Genomic DNA, 17,488 nt, shown 5'->3' on the forward strand with positions numbered 1-17,488 from the left:
GGTCACCCGATCACCAGCAACGCCACCATGGGCAGCGCGAGAACGACGAACAGGACCTTCATCTTCGGCAGCGTGAAGGAGAACGCCGTGTCCGCCTGCATCCTGTCCCGTGCCAGGGCGAAGGTCAGGAGCATCATCGCCCGCGCCGCCGCGAAGCCGACGCCCGCGAGGAGCGCCTCCTCCCAGGACGCCAGGAACAGGATCGCGACCGCCATGATGTGCGGCAGCCCCGTCGGAGAGTACGTGCGCATCCCCGTGCCCATCTCGGCGCCGAACTGCACGGCGCCCCAGAAGGGAATTCTGGTGACGAACTGCGGCACGAGCCGCGCGTTCTGGAGCAAGGGGAAGGACAACACGTCCAGCTCGCGCAGCAGGAAGATCATCGCGGTCACGGCGACCAGGATCTGCAGAGCCACTGCCGGGAACGGAGCCCGCAGCACGGAGCCGAGGACCACCAGCACGAACGTGACGGCGCCCGCTCCCACGAACAATCCGGCGATGAAGCCGGCGACATCAGCACCCCGCCGGACCGACGAGGACAGCACCCAGGCGCTGTTCAGGCTTCAAACGGAGCCCGAGAGGGAGAAGCCGGCGACGAGGGCGGCCACCAGCCAGGTGAAGCCCTTCGTGTCCCCGCCCACAACCCTCGAATACAGCACCAGGGCCTCCGCCGCCGCGATCAGTGCCAGACCGGGCACCAGCAGGCGGACGGACGTTCTGGTGGCGGAGTCGCTCATGGACCCGGGTCAGATGGCCGTGCGGCAGATGGAGAAGCGGGAGACGTTGCCGCCGCCGCAGTCGTGGTACTCATACCAGCCGTCGGAGCACATGCGGCGGGTGCTGGTGGTGCCACCGCCGTACCACTTCCAGGCGTTGTTGCCGTCACAGCTGGAGGGGTTGTGGGTGTACCGGAGGTTGTAGCAGGTGCCGGACGCGCCGTCGTTGCGGTGCCACGAGCCGGAGCAGTTGCCCGAGTAGAGCGCGGACGAGGGCACGCAGACGGAACCGGCGTCGGCGAAGCCGTGGCAGGTCTCCCACACGGCGTAGGCGGCGGCCGTCGCGCCGCGCGGCTTCGACCAGGGCAGCAGGTCGAGAACGCCCAGCCCCGTCGCCACCGCGGCGCCGGTGGCCAGGCCGAGCACGCGCCGCCTGCTCCAGCCTTCCCGCTTGGCGCCGACGAGCGTCGGCAACGCCTGCTCGGGCATCTCCTCGGCGCTGGGTATCTGGTCGAGTATCGAGGTCCGCTTCTCTGCCTTCACAGCTTCACTTCCTTCTTGTTCGCTACCGCTCGCTCGACGATCTCCGTGAGCGCCTCTCCCGACCCCACCGGGGCCGTGAACACCGCGACGCCGTTCTCGTCCACGACGAGCAGGGCCGGGGCGTACGGCACGCTCGTCGCGCGCCAGATGGCCGGGTCCTTGATGACCCGGATCGAGTCGGGAAGGGACTTGTCGAACCCGGGGTCGTCGGACAACACGGTGAACGACAGGTCCGAGGGAAGGCCGGCCGCCATCGCGGCGGCAGCAAGCAGGACGTCGTCGCAGATGGGGCAGCGACGGTTGACCTTGATGACCATGGTCGTGGCACCGGGGACGGCCAGCGCGTTCGCCCGGGCCTCGGGGCCCGCGGCGGCGAAGCGTACGCCGACGCCGTTGTAGGTGGCCAGTTCGAGTTCGCGTACCCGGCGGTAGAGTCCGGCGCCCGCCGCGAACAGCAGGGCGACCAGGACGGCCAGGATGATGACCACTGCGGTCATCGGTTCCACGTCAGGCCCGCCACTCGACGCGCTTGACCTTGTTCAGGAAGTCGGCGGCGGTCTCGGGGGTGCCCGCCGCGGCGCGGGCGGCCAGCCCGGCCTTGTTGTAGCTCGGGGCGTTCCAGGGGTGCAGGGTGACGATCGCGGTGTCGGTGACCAGCAGGAACGGCGTCGCCTGGTCCGTGGGAGGCGCGGGCAGCCGCCACAGCTCGCCCGACGGTGCGCCGAAGCCCCGCCACTTGGGGATCCGGTTGATCCCCGCCTGCTTCGGCTCGACCGTCATGGTGCCGACGCCCGCGATCGAGATCGCGTAGAGCTCCATGGAGACGTCGAAACGCCGGCCTCCGTCGGTCGTCATGCCCTCGGGGGTGTCGTGCCACGCCACGCGGCTGAACATGTCGACGATGTCGGCCGACTCCCACTCGGGGGCGTAGAAGAGCCCGTGGGCCATGTGCCACGGGCCGAGCCAGGCCGCCCACCTGGCGTCGGACGGGTCCTCGCAGTCGTAGACGACGACCTCTCCGCCGGCCAGCGAGAAGCGCTCACGCTCTCGCCCGCGGACCGAGTTGACGCCCGCGGTCAGGGAGGACAGGGGAGCCAGTTCGAGTCCCCAGGTTTCCGCGGTGGTCTTCCGCGCCCCGTACTTGGGGGTGTAGCGGACGTGACCGGTCCAGGAGGCCAGCGAGGCGGCCTCGGAGTCCTCGACTTCAAGATGGAGGAAGGCGTTCTTGACGGTCCGGAAAGAGGATAAATGCGCCATTAAGCCCTAGCCTTTCATGGCAGTTCGCGGGGCCGCGCTTGATCATTCGGAGCGAAGCCTTACATGCGCGATCACCCGGGTCAATAGACAAGATCGCTCCGCTTTTCCGCCGGAGAATTCGGAACGTTCCCAAGGCGGGAGCCCGGTCGGGCGGGCTCGGAAAAGACGGCCTGACCAGCACTGGAAGGCCGTTCATCGAATGGTCACGCTAAGTTCACCGGCCTCTCGCGGGCGGCCCGGCGTGATCCCTTCTCGCCGGACGGACCGCGCCCGTGTGATCATGGACTTGGGTTCGCCTCTTCCGGAAATAGTTGAAATAACAGCTATTCCTCCCATGACCGGAATCCGGCCTCGTTCTGGCGCCGTACGCACCGGGAATCAGCCGGGCACGCATGCACGGACAACCATCCGGTGGACCGGCAGGCGGCCGAGGCGTTCAAGACGCGGCTGCCCACGGGTCCGGCAGCCATCTGGCGATCAGCCATGTCTGCGCGGACACCGTCCCGGAGCCCGCGCAGGAAGCGGGGAAGGCCGTCCACGCCCGGACGGCCAACCCGGTGCGTGCGCGCACGGAGGCCGAGGTCCGGTTCACCCTCCTCGACCCCGGGCTGGTGCCGCTGGGCGACTGGCGGCCGTACGACGGCGACCCCTGTCCCGAGCACGCCACCGAGTCCCTCGCCGGAGTCGGCCGGAATTAGGCTCAGGGACATGGCCGACCCCATTCTCGTGCTGAACACGGGATCCTCCTCCATCAAGTACGAACTCGTGGACCCGCACACCCGTACGCGCGCCGCCAGAGGGCTGGTCGAGCGAGTCGGGGAGGAACGCGGACGGCTCACGCACCGCAACGGGCAAGGCCCGCCGTACGTCCTGGAGCGTTCCTTCCCCGGCCACGCCGAGGGGCTGGAGGCGATGCTGGAGGCGTTCGCCGCCGCGGGCCCCGACCTGGCTCCGACCGCGGTCGGGCACCGGGTGGTGCACGGCGGCACCCGGTTCGCCGCGGCCACGCGCATCGACGACGAGGTCATCGCCGCCATCGAGGAACTGGCCCCGCTCGCCCCCCTTCACAATCCGATCAACCTGACCGGCATCCGGCTGGCGCTCAAGGTGTTCCCCGACGTGCCGCAGGTGGCCGTGTTCGACACCGCGTTCCACCGGACGCTGCCGCCCGAGGCGTACACGTACGCGGTGCCGCGCGAGTGGCGCGAGCAGGGCGTGCGGCGTTTCGGCTTCCACGGCACCTCGTGCGCGTACGTCTCCCGCCGAGCGGCCGCCGTGCTGGGCCGCGACCTCGCCGGCCTCAACCTGATCGTGCTCCACCTGGGCAACGGCGCCAGCGTCACCGCCGTCTCCGGCGGGCGCAGCGTCGACACGTCCATGGGCATGACGCCGCTGGAAGGGCTGGTCATGGGCACCCGATCAGGCGACGTGGACCCGGCCCTGGCCGCCTACCTCGCCCGTACCGGCGGCCTGGACGCCCAGCAGGTGGAGCACGCGCTCAGCCACCGGGGCGGCCTGCTCGCGCTCACCGGGTCCGGCGACATGCGCGAGGTGCGCGCCCGCGACGACGACGAGTCCCGGCTGGCCCTGGAGATCTACGCCCGGCGGATCCGCAAGTACGTCGGCGCCTACCACGCGCTGCTCGGCTGCCGGGTGGACGCGATCGTGTTCACCGGCGGCGTCGGCGAGCACGACGCCGCCACCCGGGCCGCCTCCCTGGCCGGGCTCGACCGGCTCGGCATCGCCGTGGACCCCGCGCTCAACGCGGCGGGCTCGGCCGGTGAGCGCGCGGTGTCCGTCCCCGGCGCCGAGGTGCCCGTCCTGGTCATCCCCACCGACGAGGAGTGGGAGATCGCCCGCCAGACGTTCGCGCGGCTGACCTCGTCCTGACGACGGGCGCGCGGCCGAAGGACCAATGGCCCTGCCGTCCGGGACTTCCTCCTCCGGCGTCGCGCCGCCGCCTGTACGAGGGTGGCGGTGAGAGCTTCTACCGGTGAAGGAGATGCGTGATGAGCACTCACGTCGTCGTCGGTGTGGACGGGTCCGTCCCGGCGACCGAAGCGGTGGAATGGGCGGCCGCCGACGCGCGGCGGCGGGGCCTGGACCTGCGTCTCGTGCACGTGGGCCCGCAATGGTTGCACGAGGGGGACGCCGGGCACTGCGCCCGCGCGCTGGAGGAGGCCGCCGGCCGGGCCCGCGCGGTGGCGGACGGCGTCAAGGTGACGACGGAGGTGCTGTCCGGGAACGTGGTCGAGGAGCTGATCCGCGAGTCGGCGGCGGCCGACGCCCTGGTGCTGGGCAGCCGGGGGCTCGGCGGGTTCGCCGGGATGATGGTCGGTTCGGTGAGCCTGGCGGTGGCCGGGCACGCGGCGGGGCCGGTCGTCGTCGTCCGCACGGCCGAGGCGTCCGGTGCGGCCGGGGCGTCCGGGCACGGCACGGTGGTGGTGGGCCACGACGGCTCGGACGACTCGCGGGCGGCCATGGAGTACGCCGTCGAGCAGGCCAGGGCCCGCCACGCGCGGCTCCATGTGGTCTCGGCCTGGCAACTGCCGGTGTTCTCGCCGTACGCCGTCGCCTACAGCGGCCTGGTCGAGGACGTGGTGCGCGAGGAGCAGGCGGCGGCGCGCGAGCGCGTGACGCCCTGGCGGCAGGCCAACCCCGACCTGATGATCACCGACGAGCAGCCGTGCGCGCACCCGGTCTCGGCCCTGATGGACGCGGCCGCGACGGCCGACCTGGTCGTGGTGGGCTCGCGCGGCCGGGGCGGGTTCGCCTCCGCCGTGCTCGGCTCGGTCGGCCACGGCGTGCTGCACCACGTGACCTGCCCGGTCGCGGTGGTCCGCCCTCGCCAGGAAGACCGGGCATGAACAGCCTGACGACGGCGGGACAGGTCATGAGCCGCGTCCTGGTGGCCGTCGAACCCCAGGAGTCCCCGCTGATGGCGTGGGAGCTGATGCGCCGGGCCGGCGTGCACCACCTGCCGGTCGTCGACGGAGGGCACCTGCTGGGCATCCTGACGCGTGAGCAACTGGCCGCGTCCTGGTCCGGCGGGCCGCAGGAGCAGGCCGGGCGTGAGGTGCGGGAGCTGCTGGGCGGCGTCCGTACGCCCAGGGTCGGGCCGGGCACGCCGCTGGGCAGGGTCGCGGCCGTCATGCTCGACGCCGACGTGGACGCGGTGCCCGTGCTGTCCGACGACGGCCTGGTCGGCCTGATCACCGCCCGGGACGTCCTGGCCGCGGTCGCCGGACGGATCGAGCCGCCGCACGAGCCGGCCGAGGTGATGACCGGGATGTTCCACCTCGAACCGATCCTGCCGGAACGGCGGGAATCGTGCCGGTCGTCGAAGAGCTGGCGGGAGGCGTGAGATGAAGGCCCTGGTCGTCTACGAGTCCATGTACGGCAACACCGAGCGGATCGCCCAGGCCGTGGCCGAGGGGCTGGCCACCCGGATGCGGGCCGAGGTGGCGGAGGTCGGCTCGGCCCCCGGGCACGTGGGCGGCGAGGTCGCGCTGCTGGTGGTGGGCGGGCCGACGCACGCCTTCTCCATGAGCCGCGCCTCCACCCGCGACTCGGCCGCCCAGCAGGCGGGCGGGCCGCTGGTGTCGCGCGGCAGGGGCGTGCGGGAGTGGCTGGCCACGCTGAGCACGTCGTCGGCCGGGCTCTGCTCGGCGGCGTTCGACACCCGCGTGGCCAGACCCCGACTGCCGGGCTCGGCGGGCCGGGCGGTGGCCAAGCGGCTGCGCCGCCTCGGGGTCCGGCTCGTCGTGCCGCCGCGCGGCTTCTACGTGGCCGGCACGCAGGGGCCGCTGGTGCCGGGGGAGCTGGAGCGGGCCAGGCAGTGGGGCGAGAGCCTGGCCGCGTCCGTCCGGGTCCCGGCCTCCTGACCAGCCGCCGGGCGCCGGGTCACCGGCGCGGCGCCGCCCCGGGCGTCGGGGACGGGTGCAGGATGCGGTCCAGGCGGGCGGCGGCGTAGCCGAGCGTGGACAGCGCGAGGACGATCAGCAGGTCACCCGGCGGCAGCGGCCGGGTGCCGAGCAGCTCGCGCAGCGGCGGCAGGTAGATCCCGGCCAGTTGCAGGACGAGCGCGCCCGCCACGGCGAGCAGCAGCATCGGGTTGGCCAGCGTGCCGGGCCGGGTCCGGGTGCCCAGCGCCACGCCGAGCTGGGTGGCGCCGAGCGCGAAGAAGGCCATGCTCTGCCAGTGCCGCCCGGTCAGCGACCCCCAGACGGCCACGCCCAGTGTGACGGCGGTGAGCACGACGGCGATGCGCACGACCCGCTGCCACAGGCCCGCCCCCATGATGCTCTGGCCGGGTGGCCTGGGCGGCTGCGACATGGTTCCCGGCACGGTCGGCTCCCCGCCCAGCGCCACGCCGGGCAGGCCGTGGGTGAGCAGGTTGATCCAGAGGATCTGGGCGGGCAGCAGCGGGAGCGGCAGCCCCACGAACGGGCCCAGCACCATCACCGCGATCTCGGCCGTGCCGCCCGACAGGCCGTAGACCAGGAAACGGCGGATGTTGGCGTAGACCCGGCGGCCCTCCTCGACGGCCGCGACGACGGTGTCCAGGTTGTCGTCGGCGAGCACGAGGTCGGCGGCCTGCCGGGCGACCTCGGTGCCACGTTTGCCCATGGCCACCCCGATGTCGGCGCGGCGCAGCGCCGGGCCGTCGTTGACGCCGTCGCCGGTCATCGCCAGGACCTCGCCCCGGCCGCGCAGGCCCTCGATGATGTCGAGCTTCTGCTCGGGAGCGGCCCGCGCGTAGACGCCGGCCGGGCCCGCGGCGAGCGCGCCGGGCTCGCGGCAGTCGACCACCCGCTCGGCGGGGCCGATGATGCCCAGGTCGACGGCGACGGCGCGGGCGGTGCCGGGATGGTCGCCGGTGATGAGGACGGGCCTGATGCCGGCCCGTTCGCAGTCGGCCACGGCCGCCGCCGCGGCGGGGCGCGGCGGGTCCAGGATCGCGACCAGCCCGAGCAGCGACAGCCCCTCCTCCCGGACGGGGTGGGGGAGGGCGTCCAGGTCGGCGCTCGCGACCGCCAGCACGCGGTAGCCGTCCCGGGCGTACCGGTCGGCGCGTTCGGCGGCGCTCGCCCGTGACGCCGGATCGTCGGTCAGCACGTCCGGGCGCAGCAGCGCTTCCGGGGCGCCCTTGCAGATCAGGCGGACGCGTCCGTGCGGCAGCAGGTGCGCCGTGCTCATCCGCTTGCGGTCGCTGTCGAAGGGCAGCTCGGCGACTCTGGGGAGACGTTCCTGGAGGCGCTCGCGGTCGAGGCCGAGGCGGGCGGCGGCGGCCAGCAGCGCGGCCTCGGTGGGGTCGCCCAGCGCCGTCCACTCCTCGCCCGCCTCCTGGGGTGGGCGCAGGCGCGCGTCGTTGCACAGCGCCGCGGCGCTCAGCAGCTCGGCGAAGGCGCCGGGGTCCCGGTCGGTGACGAGTTCGCCGTCGGGCGCGTAGCCGGAACCGGTGACGGCGGCCTCGGCCGCCGGGGTCCACACGTGCCGGGCGACCATCCGGCCCTCGGTGAGGGTGCCCGTCTTGTCGGTGGCGAGCACGGTCACCGAGCCCAGCGTCTCGACGGCGGGCAGGTTGCGGACGAGCGCGTCGCGGGCCGCCATCCGGCGGGCGCCCAGGGCCAGGCTCAGGGTCACCACCGCGGGCAGCGACTCGGGCACGGCGGCGACCACCAGGCTGATCGCGGTCACCACCATCAGCTCGACCGGCTGGCCGCGTACCAGGCCCAGGACCAGCACCAGCGCCGACAGCAGCACCGCCACCCCGGCCAGCAGCCGTCCGACCCCGGCCAGGCGGCGTTGCAGCGGCGTGAGGCCGGCCCCCTTGACCATGAGCGCCGCGATGCGGCCGCTGGCGCTCGCCGCGCCGATCGCGGTGACCGCCGCCCGGCCCCTGCCGCGGGCCACGACGGTTCCCGAGGAGACCGCCGCGCCGGCGATCTTGTCCACCGGGACCGACTCGCCCGTCAGGGCCGACTCGTCGACCAGCAGCGCCGCCGACTCCACCACCTCGGCGTCGGCCGGGACGATGTCGCCCTCGGCGAGCACCAGGAGATCTCCCACCACGACGTCGCCCGCGGGGATCTGCCGCTGGTGGCCGTCCCGTACGACGCGCGTCTCGGGGGTGGCGAGCTCGGCCAGGGCCGTGATGGCGTGGTCGGCGCGCACCTCCTGCGTCAGGCCGACGGCGGTGTTGACCACGATCACCAGCGCGATCACCGCGGCGTCGGTCCAGTCGCCGGTGCTGATCGTCAGCGCCGCCGCGACCAGCAGCACGATGATGAGCGGATCCCTGAGCTGCGTGACGACGCGCCGCCACAAGGGGGTGGGCGGTTTGCGTGGCAGCAGGTTGGGGCCGTCGCGTTCCAGGCGGACGGCCGCCTCCGCCGACGACAGGCCAGAGGACGAGGGCGTCACGTGGGTGTCCTTCCTGCCCGCCGTGGCCTTCGGGTCGGCGGAGTCGCTGCAAGGTGTCTCAGGATCTAGTCTTCGCCCTGGTCAGGGCCGTAAACGTGCCGGTCCGGCGGGGAGGCGCCGCGTTGGCGTCGGCGTTGGACGGGTTTGCCGTTGTCTTGGGCGAGGGCCTGGTAACCCAGAACCAGGAGGAGACGAGCGGGAAGACCGGAACATGAACGGGAAGGACGCGCTGGACGTCACGGCCGCGGCCGGGCTCCCGGTCGAGGAGGTCGTGGCCCGGCTGGACGGCACGACCGGCGGCCTGACCCAGGCCGAGGCGGAGCGCCGCCTGGCGGTGGTGGGCCCCAACTCCCTGCGCACCCACCGGGCCAGGCGCGTCGCGGTGCTGGCCCGCCAGCTGCGCTCGCCCCTGCTGATCCTGCTGGCCGTCACCGCCGCCGCGTCGTTCTTCCTCGGCGAGTCGTCGGACGCGCTGATCATCGGCGTGATCCTGGCGGTCTCGGTCGGGCTGGGCTTCTTCAACGAGTACCGGGCGGAGAAAGCGGCCGAGGCGCTGCACACCCAGATCCGGCACCGCTGCCTTGCCCTGCGGGACGGCCGTCCCCGGCTGGTGGACGTGGTCACGCTGGTCCCGGGCGACGTCGTCACGCTGCGGCTGGGGGACATCGTCCCGGCCGATCTGCGGCTGGTCTCGACGGCGGGGCTGGAGTGCGAGGAGTCGGTGCTGACGGGCGAGTCGCTGCCCGTGGCCAAGGCCGTCCGGCCCGTCGGTCCGGGCACGCCGCTGGCCGAGCTGTCCGCTTGCGCGCTGATGGGCACCGTCGTGCACGCCGGGTCCGGCACCGGCGTGGTGGTGGCCACCGCCGGACGGACCGAGTTCGGGCGCATCGCGCTCCAGCTCGGCGAACGCCATCCGGACACCGAGTTCCAGATCGGGCTGCGCAAGTTCTCCATGCTGCTGGTCCGCGTCGCCGCCGCGCTCACCGCCGGGATCTTCGTCATCAACCTCGTCCTGCACCGCCCGGTGCTGGACGCGCTGCTGTTCTCGCTGGCGATCGCCGTCGGCATCTCCCCCCAGCTCCTGCCCGCCGTCGTCTCGACCAGCCTGGCCGCCGGCACCCACCGGCTGGCTCAGCACCGGGTGCTGGTCAAACGGCTGGTCTGCATCGAGGACCTGGGCGACATCGACGTGCTGTTCACCGACAAGACCGGAACCCTGACCGAGGGCCGGATCAGCTTCATGCGCTCGCTCGGGCCGGACGGCCGGCCCGACGACCAGGTGCTGGAGCTGGGCCTGCTGTGCAACGAGGCCGTCCTCGACGGCCAGGACGGTGAGACGGGCCGGACGGCGAGCGGCAATTTCCTGGACGTCGCCCTGTGGGAGGCGCCCGCCGCCGTCCTCCGACCCGGGCCGGCCAGCCGTCGCCTGGCCGTCGTGCCCTTCGACCACGAACGGCGGGCGGCCTCGGTGCTGGTCGAGGACGACGACGGCCGGATGATCATCACCAAGGGCGCCCCGGAGGCCGTGCTGGCGCGCTGCGCCGCCGTCGGCGACCGGGCCGGGGCCGTGCTGGAGGCCGAGTTCGCCGCGGGCAACCGCGTGGTCGCGGTCGCCACCCGGCGGCTGTCCGGCGCCGCCGCCCGCCAGGCGACCCTCACCCCGGCCGACGAGCACGACCTGACCTTCCGCGGCCTGCTGGTCTTCCTCGACCCGCCCAAGGCCGGCGCCTCGCGGGCGCTGGAACGCCTGGCCGGGCTCGGCATCACCGTCAAGGTCCTCACCGGCGACAACCCCGCGGTCGCGGCCAAGCTGTGCGCCGACCTCGGCCTGCCCGGCGGCCGGGTGCTGACCGGGCAGGACGTCGAGGCCGCCGACGACGTCCGGCTGGCCGCGCTCATCGAACAGGCCGTCGTGTTCGCCCGCGTCAGCCCCGAGCACAAGGCGCGGATCGTGCGCGTCCAGCGGCGCAACGGCCTGGACGTGGCCTTCCTCGGCGACGGCGTCAACGACGCCCTCGCGCTGCACGCCGCCGACGTGGGCATCTCCGTCGACGCGGCCACCGACGTCGCCAAGGACGCCGCCGACGTGCTGCTGCTGGAGAAGAACCTCGACATCCTGGCCGACGGCGTCACGCAGGGCCGGCAGATCTTCGCCAACACCATGAAGTACGTCCTGATGGGCACTTCCAGCAACTTCGGCAACATGTTCTCCGCCGCCGCTGCCTCGGCGTTCCTGCCGTTCCTGCCGATGCTGCCCTCCCAGATCCTGCTCAACAACCTGCTCTACGACTCCAGCCAGCTCGCCATCCCCACCGACAACGTCGACCCCGAGCAGTTGCGGCGCCCGTCCCGCTGGGACGTGTCGTTGATCCGGCGGTTCATGCTGTTCTTCGGCCCGATCAGCTCGGTGTTCGACTTCGTCACCTTCGCGGTCATGCTCGGCGTCTTCCACGCCGGGCCGCCGCTGTTCCGCACCGGCTGGTTCGTCGAGTCCCTGGCGACCCAGGTGCTGGTGGTCTTCGCCATCCGGACCAGGCGCGTGCCGTTCTTCCGCAGCCGTCCGAGCGTCCCCCTGCTGATGGCGGCCCTCGGCGTCGTGGCCCTCGGCGCGGTCATCCCGGCCACCCCGCTCGCCGGCGTCCTGGGCTTCCAGCCGCTGCCCGGCCCCTTCTTCGTCGCGCTGGGCCTGATGGTGGCCGCCTATCTGGCCCTCATCGAGTTCGGCAAGCGCCGCTTCTACCGGGCCGCGCCGCAGGCCCTCGCCGGTGGCGGGCGTACCGCCGCCCACCGCACGCACCGCAGGGCCCACCGTTTCAGTACGGCCGCCCGCGAGCGGCGCCGGACCCGCGCGGCCGGAAAAGGAGGACCAAGGTCCCGTCAAACAGGGGCGCTCCAGCGTGGTCGGCCGGCTCGCGGGGAGATGAGCCCTGGGGACGACTGAAGGGACCACGGACTTGGATCGCATCGTGCTCGGCTACGACGGCTCGGACTTCTCCGTGCAGGCCCTGGACTGGGCGCTGGACGAGGCCGAGCTCAGGAACCTGCCGCTGACCGTCGTCCACGCCTGGCAGTGGCCGTACGGCGACGCGGACGAGGAGGCCAAGGCCCACCTGCGCAAGGCGGCCGAGCACGTCCTGTGGCACGGCGCCGAGTGCGCCCGCTCCACCAGCTCGGGCATCCGCGTGGAGACCGACCTGTACGAGGGCCCGGCCGCCCAGCGCCTGGTGGAGCTCTCCGGCCGGGCCGCGCTCCTCGTGGTCGGCTCCCGGGGGCTGAGCGCGCTGCCCAGGGCGGTGGTCGGCTCGGTGGCCGGGTACGCCGCCGCCCACGCCGAGTGCCCGGTGATCGTCGTACGCGGCCCGGGACCGCTGCCCAAGGCCACCCGGCCGGGCCCGGTCGTCCTGGCCGAGCGGGAGCCCGAGGCGCCGGTCGTCGAGTTCGCGTTCGCCGAGGCGGCCCTGCGCGGGCTGTCCCTGGTGGCCTCCGCCGACCTGGGGGAGTGGCCGGCCCGCCACCCGGACGTCCGCATTGAGCCGGGCGAGGCCCACGAGCGGGCCACCCTCGTCGTCGTGGGCCGGCCGCGGGCCGCGCACCTCGGCACCACGAGTTCCCTCCCGCAGCACGCGCCCTGCCCCGTCGCCGTCGTGCCGGGGGACCACCCCCGGCCGTGAGTCAGCCGGACGGCGACGGCACCACGGCCACCGGGCACACCGCGTGGTGCAGCACGCCGTGGCTGACCGACCCCAGCAGCGCCGAGGCGAACCTGCCCAGGCCACGCGAGCCCACCACGACCAGGTCGGCCGAGGAGGAGGCGTTCCTGAGCGCGGCCACGGGATGGTCGCAGCGCTGGTCGTCGACGATCCGCACGTCCGGGTGCGCCTCCCGCCAGGGAGCCGTCTCCTGGGCGGCGACCCGGGCCCGGTCCTGGAAGTCCTCGTTCAGCATGTTGTAGGCGGCCGCGTACGACGACAGGATCGGCGGCTGCCAGGCGAAGAGCACCAGGAGCTCGGCGTCCTGGGCGCGCGCCTGCGTCACGGCGTACTCCATGGCCGGGCGGGAGTGCGGCCCGTCGTACCCGACCACGACTCTGCCGTGCCGCACGGTGGCGGCCTCGCGGACGACGACGACCGGCCGCGCGGCGTGCCCGGCCAGCGCCAGGCTCGTCGAGCCGAGCACCATGCCGGCGAAGCTGCCCACCCCCCTGCTGCCCACCACCAGGCTGTCGGCCTCGGCCGACTCCCGTACCAGGTCGGCCACCACCGGGCCGGGCAGCATCTCGGTGCCGATCCCGATGCCGGGCGCCAGGCCGCGCGCCCGGTCGGCCGCCGCCTCCAGCATCCCGGCGCAGTACTCGACGATCCCGGCGTCCCGCGACCACTGCTCGCACACGTGCACCAGGCGCAGGTCCAGTGAACGCCTGCGGGCGTCCGCGGCGGCCCACTCGACCGCCGCCAGCGAAGGCGGCGACCCGTCCACCCCCGCGACGATCCGTCCGGCCATCTCGTCCGTCTCCTCTCGTGTCATCCCGGCGGCAGCCGCGGGCTCAGGACGGCCCCGGGGGTCACCGCGACCGGGCACCTGGCCTCCAGCAGCGCGGCCTGGGTCACCGCTCCGAGCAGCAGGCAGGGAGGGGCCTCGTTGCCCCGGTTGCCGAGCACGAGGAGCGTGGCGTCCTTGGAGGCGTCGACCAGGACGCGCTGGGGGCGTTCGGTCAGGAACTCGGTGACCACCGTCACCTCGGTGCGCCTGCGGGCCAGGTGGGAGACGACCTCGCGGAAGCGGTTCTCCGCGCCTCTGCGCAGCGCGTGCGAGTCCACGAAGGGCAGCGGCTCCTGCCAGGACGACGACCCGCAGTCCGCCCAGCAGCACAGGGCGGTCACGGTGCCCTCGCGCAGGGCGGCCTCGTCCAGGGCGAGGTCGAAGGCCGCCAGGCTGGCGGGTGAGCCGTCGAGGCCGACCACGATCCTGACGTCCTGCCGGGTGGGCGGCTGGAGGGGCGGCCGTACGACCACGACCGGCGTGACGCTGTGCGCGGGCACCTGGACGGCGGCCGACCCCACCTGAAGGCCCTCGAACCCGCCCTGCCCGCGGGATCCGAGCACGGTCAGCTCGGCGTCCCGCGCGGCCTCCAGCAGCACCGCCGAGGGGGTGCCCCGCCCCAGCAGCGGCTGGATGTCCAGCTCCGGGGCCAGCTCCCTGGCCCGCCGGACGCCTTCGTCCACGACGCCGAGGGCCATCGGCTCGATGTGCTCCATGATCTCCTGGGCGACGGGCCTGGGGGCGTAGGGCCAGTGCAGGGCGTGGCAGACGAGGACGGGCAGCCCGCGCAGCCGCGCGTCGGCGACCGCCCAGTGCAACGCGTGCCGGCTCTCGATCGAGTCGTCGTAGCCGACGAGCACGGGCCGGCCGGCGCGTTCGTCGATCAATGCCGCCTCCGGGAGGTGATTCGTCCGGGTACCTGCGCGGATGAGCCTTCCCGGGGCCCGCGCGATGAGCCCCACAGGGGAGGAAACTCTTGGCCTAACCTGCTTGCCCGTCATGCGGTTCCTCCCGAAACTTGACGTCTTTTGAGGTTTTTGCTGCTTTCCGTCCCCTATGGGAGGGAATGCGGATATTGACGGCGAAGGAGGGATGATGCGCGGACGGATCGTGGCCGCGGTGGACGGCTCCGCGTCATCGACCGCCGCGGTGGAATGGGCCGCCGGCGACGCCCAGCGCAGAGGGCTCCCGCTACGCGTCGTGCACGTCTGTGAACAGTGGGTGCTCGGCGTGGACGACGCCCGGTACTGCGCGGGCGCGCTGGAGGCCGCCGCCGACCGGGCCCGCGCGATCAGCGGGGACGTCGAGGTCCGCGCCGAGATGCTGACGGGCAACGTGATCGACGTGCTGATCCGCGAATCGGCCGACGCCGACAGCCTGGTGCTGGGCAGCAGGGGCATGGGCGGGTTCGCCGGCATGGTGCTCGGATCGGTCGGCAGGGCCGTGGCCGGGCATGCCGCGGGCACCGTCGTGGTCGTCCGCGGGGTCGTCGCCGTCCGGCACGACCTGGTGGTGGCCGGTGACGACGGCTCGGCGGGGTCGCGCCAGGCCATGGCGTACGCCGTCGAGCAGGCCCGTGCGCGCCGCGCCCGCCTGCACGTGGTCTACGCCTGGCAGACGCCCGCGGTGTCGCCGTACTGGGCGGCCTACAGCCATCTGCTGGCCGACTCCTTCCAGGAGGAGTCGAGGTCGGCCCGCGCGCGGGTGATCCCCTGGAGGAACGAGAACCCCGACGTCGAGATCACCGACGAGCAGGTGCGGAGCCATCCCGTGGCCGCGCTCGCCGAGGCCGCCGCCGCCGCGGACCTCGTCGTGGTCGGCTCGCGCGGACGGGGCGGCTTCTCCTCCGCGGTGCTCGGCTCCGTCAGCCACGGCGTGCTGCACCACGCGGCCTGCCCGGTGGCGGTGGTGCGGCCGCACGCGGAGGAGGAGGCGTTGTGACCGGTCTGATCGTGGTGGGGGCCGACGGTTCGGCCCCCGGCGCCGCGGCGGTCGAATGGGCCGCCGACGACGCGGCCCGCACGGGCGCCGAACTGCGGATCGTGCACGCCCTGGACCGGCAGCCGTACGCCGTCACCAGGTTCCCCGACTACGGCCAGGGCAACTACCTGCTGGTGGCGGCGTCCAGGGTGCTGGAGGCCGCGGAGGCGGTCGCGCGCGCCCGTCAGCCGTCGCTCAGGACGCGCGCCGAGGTCGTCGAGGGGACGCCCGCCGCCGTGCTCCAGGAGCAGGCGCGGCAGGCCGACGAGCTGGTCATCGGCAACCGGGGGCTGGGCGGGTTCGCCGGAGCCCTGCTCGGGTCGGTGACCGTGCACGTGGCCGGGCACGCCGCCTGCCCGGTCGTGGTGGTGCGCGCCGAGGGCCGGGAGCCGGTCGGTGAGATCGCGGTCGGCGTCGACGGCTCCGGCACCTGCGAACCGGCGATCGGCTACGCCTTCGAGCAGGCCAGGTTGCGCGGCGCCACGCTGCGCCTGGTCCACGCCTGGCAACTGCCCGTGCACGCCTTCGCCCCCGAGATCGCCTACGACCTGGACGAGGTCCGGGCCGCCCAGCACGAGACGGTCCGCGGCCGGACCGCCGGCTGGAGGGAGAGATGTCCCGACGTGAACGTGATCGAGGACGTCCAGAGCGCGCATCCGGTCGAGGCGCTCACCGGCGTCCCGTGCGACCTGGTCGTGGTCGGCTCACATGGGCGGGGCACGTTCGGGTCGCTGCTCCTCGGCTCGGTCAGCAGGGGAGTGCTGCACCATGCCCGCTGTCCCGTCGCGGTGGTCCGTCCCTGAGGGGCGTGCCGGAGGGGCTCGGGCGGAACGTCGCTGGTCAGAAGGGTGGAGAAGCGTGCAAGCTGGAAGTATGAGGCAAACCCTGCGCTTCGGACGGGTGGCGGGAATCCCCGTCGGCGCTCACTGGTCCGCGTTGGGCATCGTCGCGCTCGTGGTGGTGGCGCTGGGCTCCGGAGTCCTGGCCGCCGCCGCCCCGGGGGCGGGAAGGGCGGCGTACTGGGTGGCCGGGGTCGTCATCGGGCTGCTGCTCATGGCGTCCCTGCTCGCGCACGAACTGGCGCACGCGCTGACGGCCAAGCGGTGCGGCATGGAGGTGGAGTGCGTCACGCTCTGGGCGCTGGGAGGCGTCACGGAGTTCCGCGAGGAGGCGAGGACGCCCGCGAGCGAGGTGGCGACGGCGGCCGCGGGCCCCGTCGCGAGCCTGCTCCTCGGCGGCCTGGCCTACGCCGCCGCGGCGGTGCTGCCGCCGGGCGTGCCCAGGGCCGCCGCGGCCTGGCTCGCCATGATGAACCTGATCCTGGGCGTGTTCAACCTGCTGCCGGGCAGCCCGCTCGACGGCGGGCGGGTGCTGCACGGGCTGTTGTGGAGCCGATACGGGGATCGCCACCGCGCCGACGTCGGCGCCGCGAGGGCCGGTTACGGCATCGGTCTCACCCTGACCTTCGCCGGGTTCGCGGTGATCTGGGTGTGGAGCCCGCTGGGCGGGATGTGGCTGGTGATCACCGGCTGGTACATCGCGGGAGCCGCCCGCGGCGAGATCATGAGCAGGGCGGCCCGGCGCGGCCTCGGCGGAGTGTCGGTACGGGACGTCATGACGGCCACGCCGGACCTGGCGCCCGCCTGGCTGACCGTGCAGGGGCTGGTCGACGCGGTGGTGCTCGGCTCCCACCAGTCCGTCTTCCCCGTCGTGGGCTTCGACGGGGCCCCGCTCGGCGCGGTGTCGCTGGAGTCCCTGCTCGCCGTGCCCGCCGAACGCAGGGGGGAGACCAGGGTGGAGGCGCTGGTCGCGACCCAGACGCCGCCACGCGTCCTGTCGCCGGACGACGACGCCACCGCCCTGCTGGAGCGCCCCTCGCGGACGGGCGGCCTGCGTGCCGTGGTCGTCGAGGACGGCCTCGTCACCGGCATGATCACGGACGCGGACCTCGGCAGGACGCTGCAACAGGCGCTGCTGCGGCCCGCCGCGACCGTCTGACGCCGTCGCTACAGGCCGTCGCTACAGGC

At 73.6% G+C, this 17,488-nt stretch carries 18 protein-coding genes; 10 read left to right on the plus strand and 8 right to left on the minus strand.

Annotation, left to right across the window (positions count from 1 at the left end; all coding sequences use genetic code 11):
• Nucleotides 1–2: 2 nt before the first annotated feature.
• Genes ABZ815_RS44205 through ABZ815_RS44225 form a run of 5 tightly spaced genes read right to left on the minus strand, consistent with a single transcriptional unit; the run spans nt 3 to nt 2,516 of the window.
• Nucleotides 3–545 (minus strand): hypothetical protein, encoded by a 543-nt coding sequence (locus tag ABZ815_RS44205; RefSeq protein WP_357707674.1) that lies wholly within the window; start codon nt 543–545, stop codon nt 3–5.
• A gap of 18 nt (nt 546–563) precedes the next feature.
• Complete coding sequence (locus ABZ815_RS44210) at nt 564–737, minus strand: hypothetical protein (RefSeq protein ID WP_357707675.1); 174 nt, start codon at nt 735–737, stop codon at nt 564–566.
• Between the two features lie 9 nt (nt 738–746).
• Nucleotides 747–1,259 (minus strand): hypothetical protein, encoded by a 513-nt coding sequence (locus ABZ815_RS44215; RefSeq protein WP_357707676.1) that lies wholly within the window; start codon nt 1,257–1,259, stop codon nt 747–749.
• Entirely contained in the window at nt 1,256–1,756 is a 501-nt protein-coding gene (locus ABZ815_RS44220) for a hypothetical protein (RefSeq protein ID WP_357707677.1), read from the minus strand. Before ABZ815_RS44220 ends, ABZ815_RS44215 begins: the two co-directional genes overlap by 4 nt.
• Nucleotides 1,757–1,766: 10 nt before the next feature.
• On the minus strand, nt 1,767–2,516 hold the full coding sequence (locus ABZ815_RS44225; protein ID WP_357707678.1) for a hypothetical protein: 750 nt from the start codon (nt 2,514–2,516) through the stop codon (nt 1,767–1,769).
• Nucleotides 2,517–2,908: 392 nt separating this feature from the next.
• On the opposite strand from ABZ815_RS44225, the gene ABZ815_RS44230 reads away from it, so the two are divergent.
• The 5 genes from ABZ815_RS44230 (at nt 2,909) to ABZ815_RS44250 (ending at nt 6,400) form a co-directional block, all read left to right on the plus strand.
• Entirely contained in the window at nt 2,909–3,214 is a 306-nt protein-coding gene (locus tag ABZ815_RS44230; protein ID WP_357707679.1) for an SAM-dependent methyltransferase, read from the plus strand.
• Nucleotides 3,215–3,224: 10 nt separating this feature from the next.
• Nucleotides 3,225–4,406 carry an acetate kinase gene (locus ABZ815_RS44235; protein WP_357707680.1) on the plus strand — a complete coding sequence of 394 codons (1,182 nt, stop codon included), beginning with the start codon at nt 3,225–3,227 and terminating at the stop codon, nt 4,404–4,406.
• A 119-nt stretch (nt 4,407–4,525) separates the two neighbouring features.
• A complete protein-coding gene (locus tag ABZ815_RS44240; protein WP_357707681.1) occupies nt 4,526–5,383 on the plus strand; it encodes a universal stress protein in 858 nt (285 codons plus the stop codon).
• The gene (locus ABZ815_RS44245) at nt 5,380–5,880 is read left to right on the plus strand and encodes a CBS domain-containing protein (protein ID WP_357707682.1); all 501 of its coding nucleotides are present in this window, start codon (nt 5,380–5,382) and stop codon (nt 5,878–5,880) included. Before ABZ815_RS44240 ends, ABZ815_RS44245 begins: the two co-directional genes overlap by 4 nt.
• A gap of 1 nt (nt 5,881) precedes the next feature.
• Nucleotides 5,882–6,400: a flavodoxin domain-containing protein gene (locus ABZ815_RS44250; protein WP_357707683.1), complete on the plus strand. Its 519-nt coding sequence runs from the start codon at nt 5,882–5,884 to the stop codon at nt 6,398–6,400.
• 19 nt (nt 6,401–6,419) lie between these two features.
• Here the strand turns inward: ABZ815_RS44250 and ABZ815_RS44255 are convergent, their stop codons facing one another.
• Nucleotides 6,420–8,942, minus strand: a complete 2,523-nt coding sequence (locus ABZ815_RS44255) for a cation-transporting P-type ATPase (protein ID WP_357707684.1) — start codon at nt 8,940–8,942, stop codon at nt 6,420–6,422.
• A 211-nt stretch (nt 8,943–9,153) separates the two neighbouring features.
• On the opposite strand from ABZ815_RS44255, the gene mgtA reads away from it, so the two are divergent.
• The gene (mgtA, locus tag ABZ815_RS44260) at nt 9,154–11,883 is read left to right on the plus strand and encodes a magnesium-translocating P-type ATPase (protein WP_357707685.1); all 2,730 of its coding nucleotides are present in this window, start codon (nt 9,154–9,156) and stop codon (nt 11,881–11,883) included.
• A gap of 13 nt (nt 11,884–11,896) precedes the next feature.
• A complete protein-coding gene (locus tag ABZ815_RS44265) occupies nt 11,897–12,613 on the plus strand; it encodes a universal stress protein (protein ID WP_357707686.1) in 717 nt (238 codons plus the stop codon).
• 1 nt (nt 12,614) lies between these two features.
• Here ABZ815_RS44265 and ABZ815_RS44270 read toward each other — a convergent pair whose 3' ends face one another.
• Both ABZ815_RS44270 and ABZ815_RS44275 read right to left on the minus strand, forming a co-directional pair.
• Nucleotides 12,615–13,442 carry a universal stress protein gene (locus ABZ815_RS44270; protein WP_357707688.1) on the minus strand — a complete coding sequence of 276 codons (828 nt, stop codon included), beginning with the start codon at nt 13,440–13,442 and terminating at the stop codon, nt 12,615–12,617.
• Between the two features lie 20 nt (nt 13,443–13,462).
• Nucleotides 13,463–14,368 (minus strand): universal stress protein, encoded by a 906-nt coding sequence (locus ABZ815_RS44275; protein WP_357707689.1) that lies wholly within the window; start codon nt 14,366–14,368, stop codon nt 13,463–13,465.
• 208 nt (nt 14,369–14,576) lie between these two features.
• Here ABZ815_RS44275 and ABZ815_RS44280 point away from each other — a divergent pair, with 208 nt between their 5' ends.
• The 3 genes from ABZ815_RS44280 to ABZ815_RS44290 all read left to right on the plus strand — a co-directional run bounded on the left by ABZ815_RS44280 (nt 14,577) and on the right by ABZ815_RS44290 (nt 17,459).
• The gene (locus tag ABZ815_RS44280; protein WP_357707690.1) at nt 14,577–15,422 is read left to right on the plus strand and encodes a universal stress protein; all 846 of its coding nucleotides are present in this window, start codon (nt 14,577–14,579) and stop codon (nt 15,420–15,422) included.
• A complete protein-coding gene (locus ABZ815_RS44285) occupies nt 15,419–16,264 on the plus strand; it encodes a universal stress protein (RefSeq protein WP_357707691.1) in 846 nt (281 codons plus the stop codon). The genes ABZ815_RS44280 and ABZ815_RS44285 overlap by 4 nt, the downstream gene beginning before the upstream one ends.
• Nucleotides 16,265–16,334: 70 nt before the next feature.
• Nucleotides 16,335–17,459: a site-2 protease family protein gene (locus ABZ815_RS44290; RefSeq protein ID WP_357707692.1), complete on the plus strand. Its 1,125-nt coding sequence runs from the start codon at nt 16,335–16,337 to the stop codon at nt 17,457–17,459.
• Nucleotides 17,460–17,488 lie beyond the last annotated feature (29 nt).

The sequence above is a fragment of the Nonomuraea sp. NPDC047529 genome, assembly GCF_040642995.1.
GTDB lineage: Bacteria > Actinomycetota > Actinomycetes > Streptosporangiales > Streptosporangiaceae > Nonomuraea.

Excerpts from the sequence above, each read along its gene's own strand:
- ABZ815_RS44210 (WP_357707675.1), bottom strand. The coding sequence starts at position 737 with ATGAGCGACTCCGCCACCAGAACGTCCGTCCGCCTGCTGGTGCCCGGT.
- ABZ815_RS44220 (WP_357707677.1), bottom strand. The coding sequence starts at position 1,756 with ATGACCGCAGTGGTCATCATCCTGGCCGTCCTGGTCGCCCTGCTGTTC.
- ABZ815_RS44225 (WP_357707678.1), bottom strand. The coding sequence starts at position 2,516 with ATGGCGCATTTATCCTCTTTCCGGACCGTCAAGAACGCCTTCCTCCAT.
- ABZ815_RS44230 (WP_357707679.1), top strand. The coding sequence starts at position 2,909 with ATGCACGGACAACCATCCGGTGGACCGGCAGGCGGCCGAGGCGTTCAA.
- ABZ815_RS44235 (WP_357707680.1), top strand. The coding sequence starts at position 3,225 with ATGGCCGACCCCATTCTCGTGCTGAACACGGGATCCTCCTCCATCAAG.
- ABZ815_RS44240 (WP_357707681.1), top strand. The coding sequence starts at position 4,526 with ATGAGCACTCACGTCGTCGTCGGTGTGGACGGGTCCGTCCCGGCGACC.
- ABZ815_RS44245 (WP_357707682.1), top strand. The coding sequence starts at position 5,380 with ATGAACAGCCTGACGACGGCGGGACAGGTCATGAGCCGCGTCCTGGTG.
- ABZ815_RS44250 (WP_357707683.1), top strand. The coding sequence starts at position 5,882 with ATGAAGGCCCTGGTCGTCTACGAGTCCATGTACGGCAACACCGAGCGG.
- mgtA (WP_357707685.1), top strand. The coding sequence starts at position 9,154 with ATGAACGGGAAGGACGCGCTGGACGTCACGGCCGCGGCCGGGCTCCCG.
- ABZ815_RS44270 (WP_357707688.1), bottom strand. The coding sequence starts at position 13,442 with ATGGCCGGACGGATCGTCGCGGGGGTGGACGGGTCGCCGCCTTCGCTG.
- ABZ815_RS44280 (WP_357707690.1), top strand. The coding sequence starts at position 14,577 with ATGCGCGGACGGATCGTGGCCGCGGTGGACGGCTCCGCGTCATCGACC.
- ABZ815_RS44290 (WP_357707692.1), top strand. The coding sequence starts at position 16,335 with ATGAGGCAAACCCTGCGCTTCGGACGGGTGGCGGGAATCCCCGTCGGC.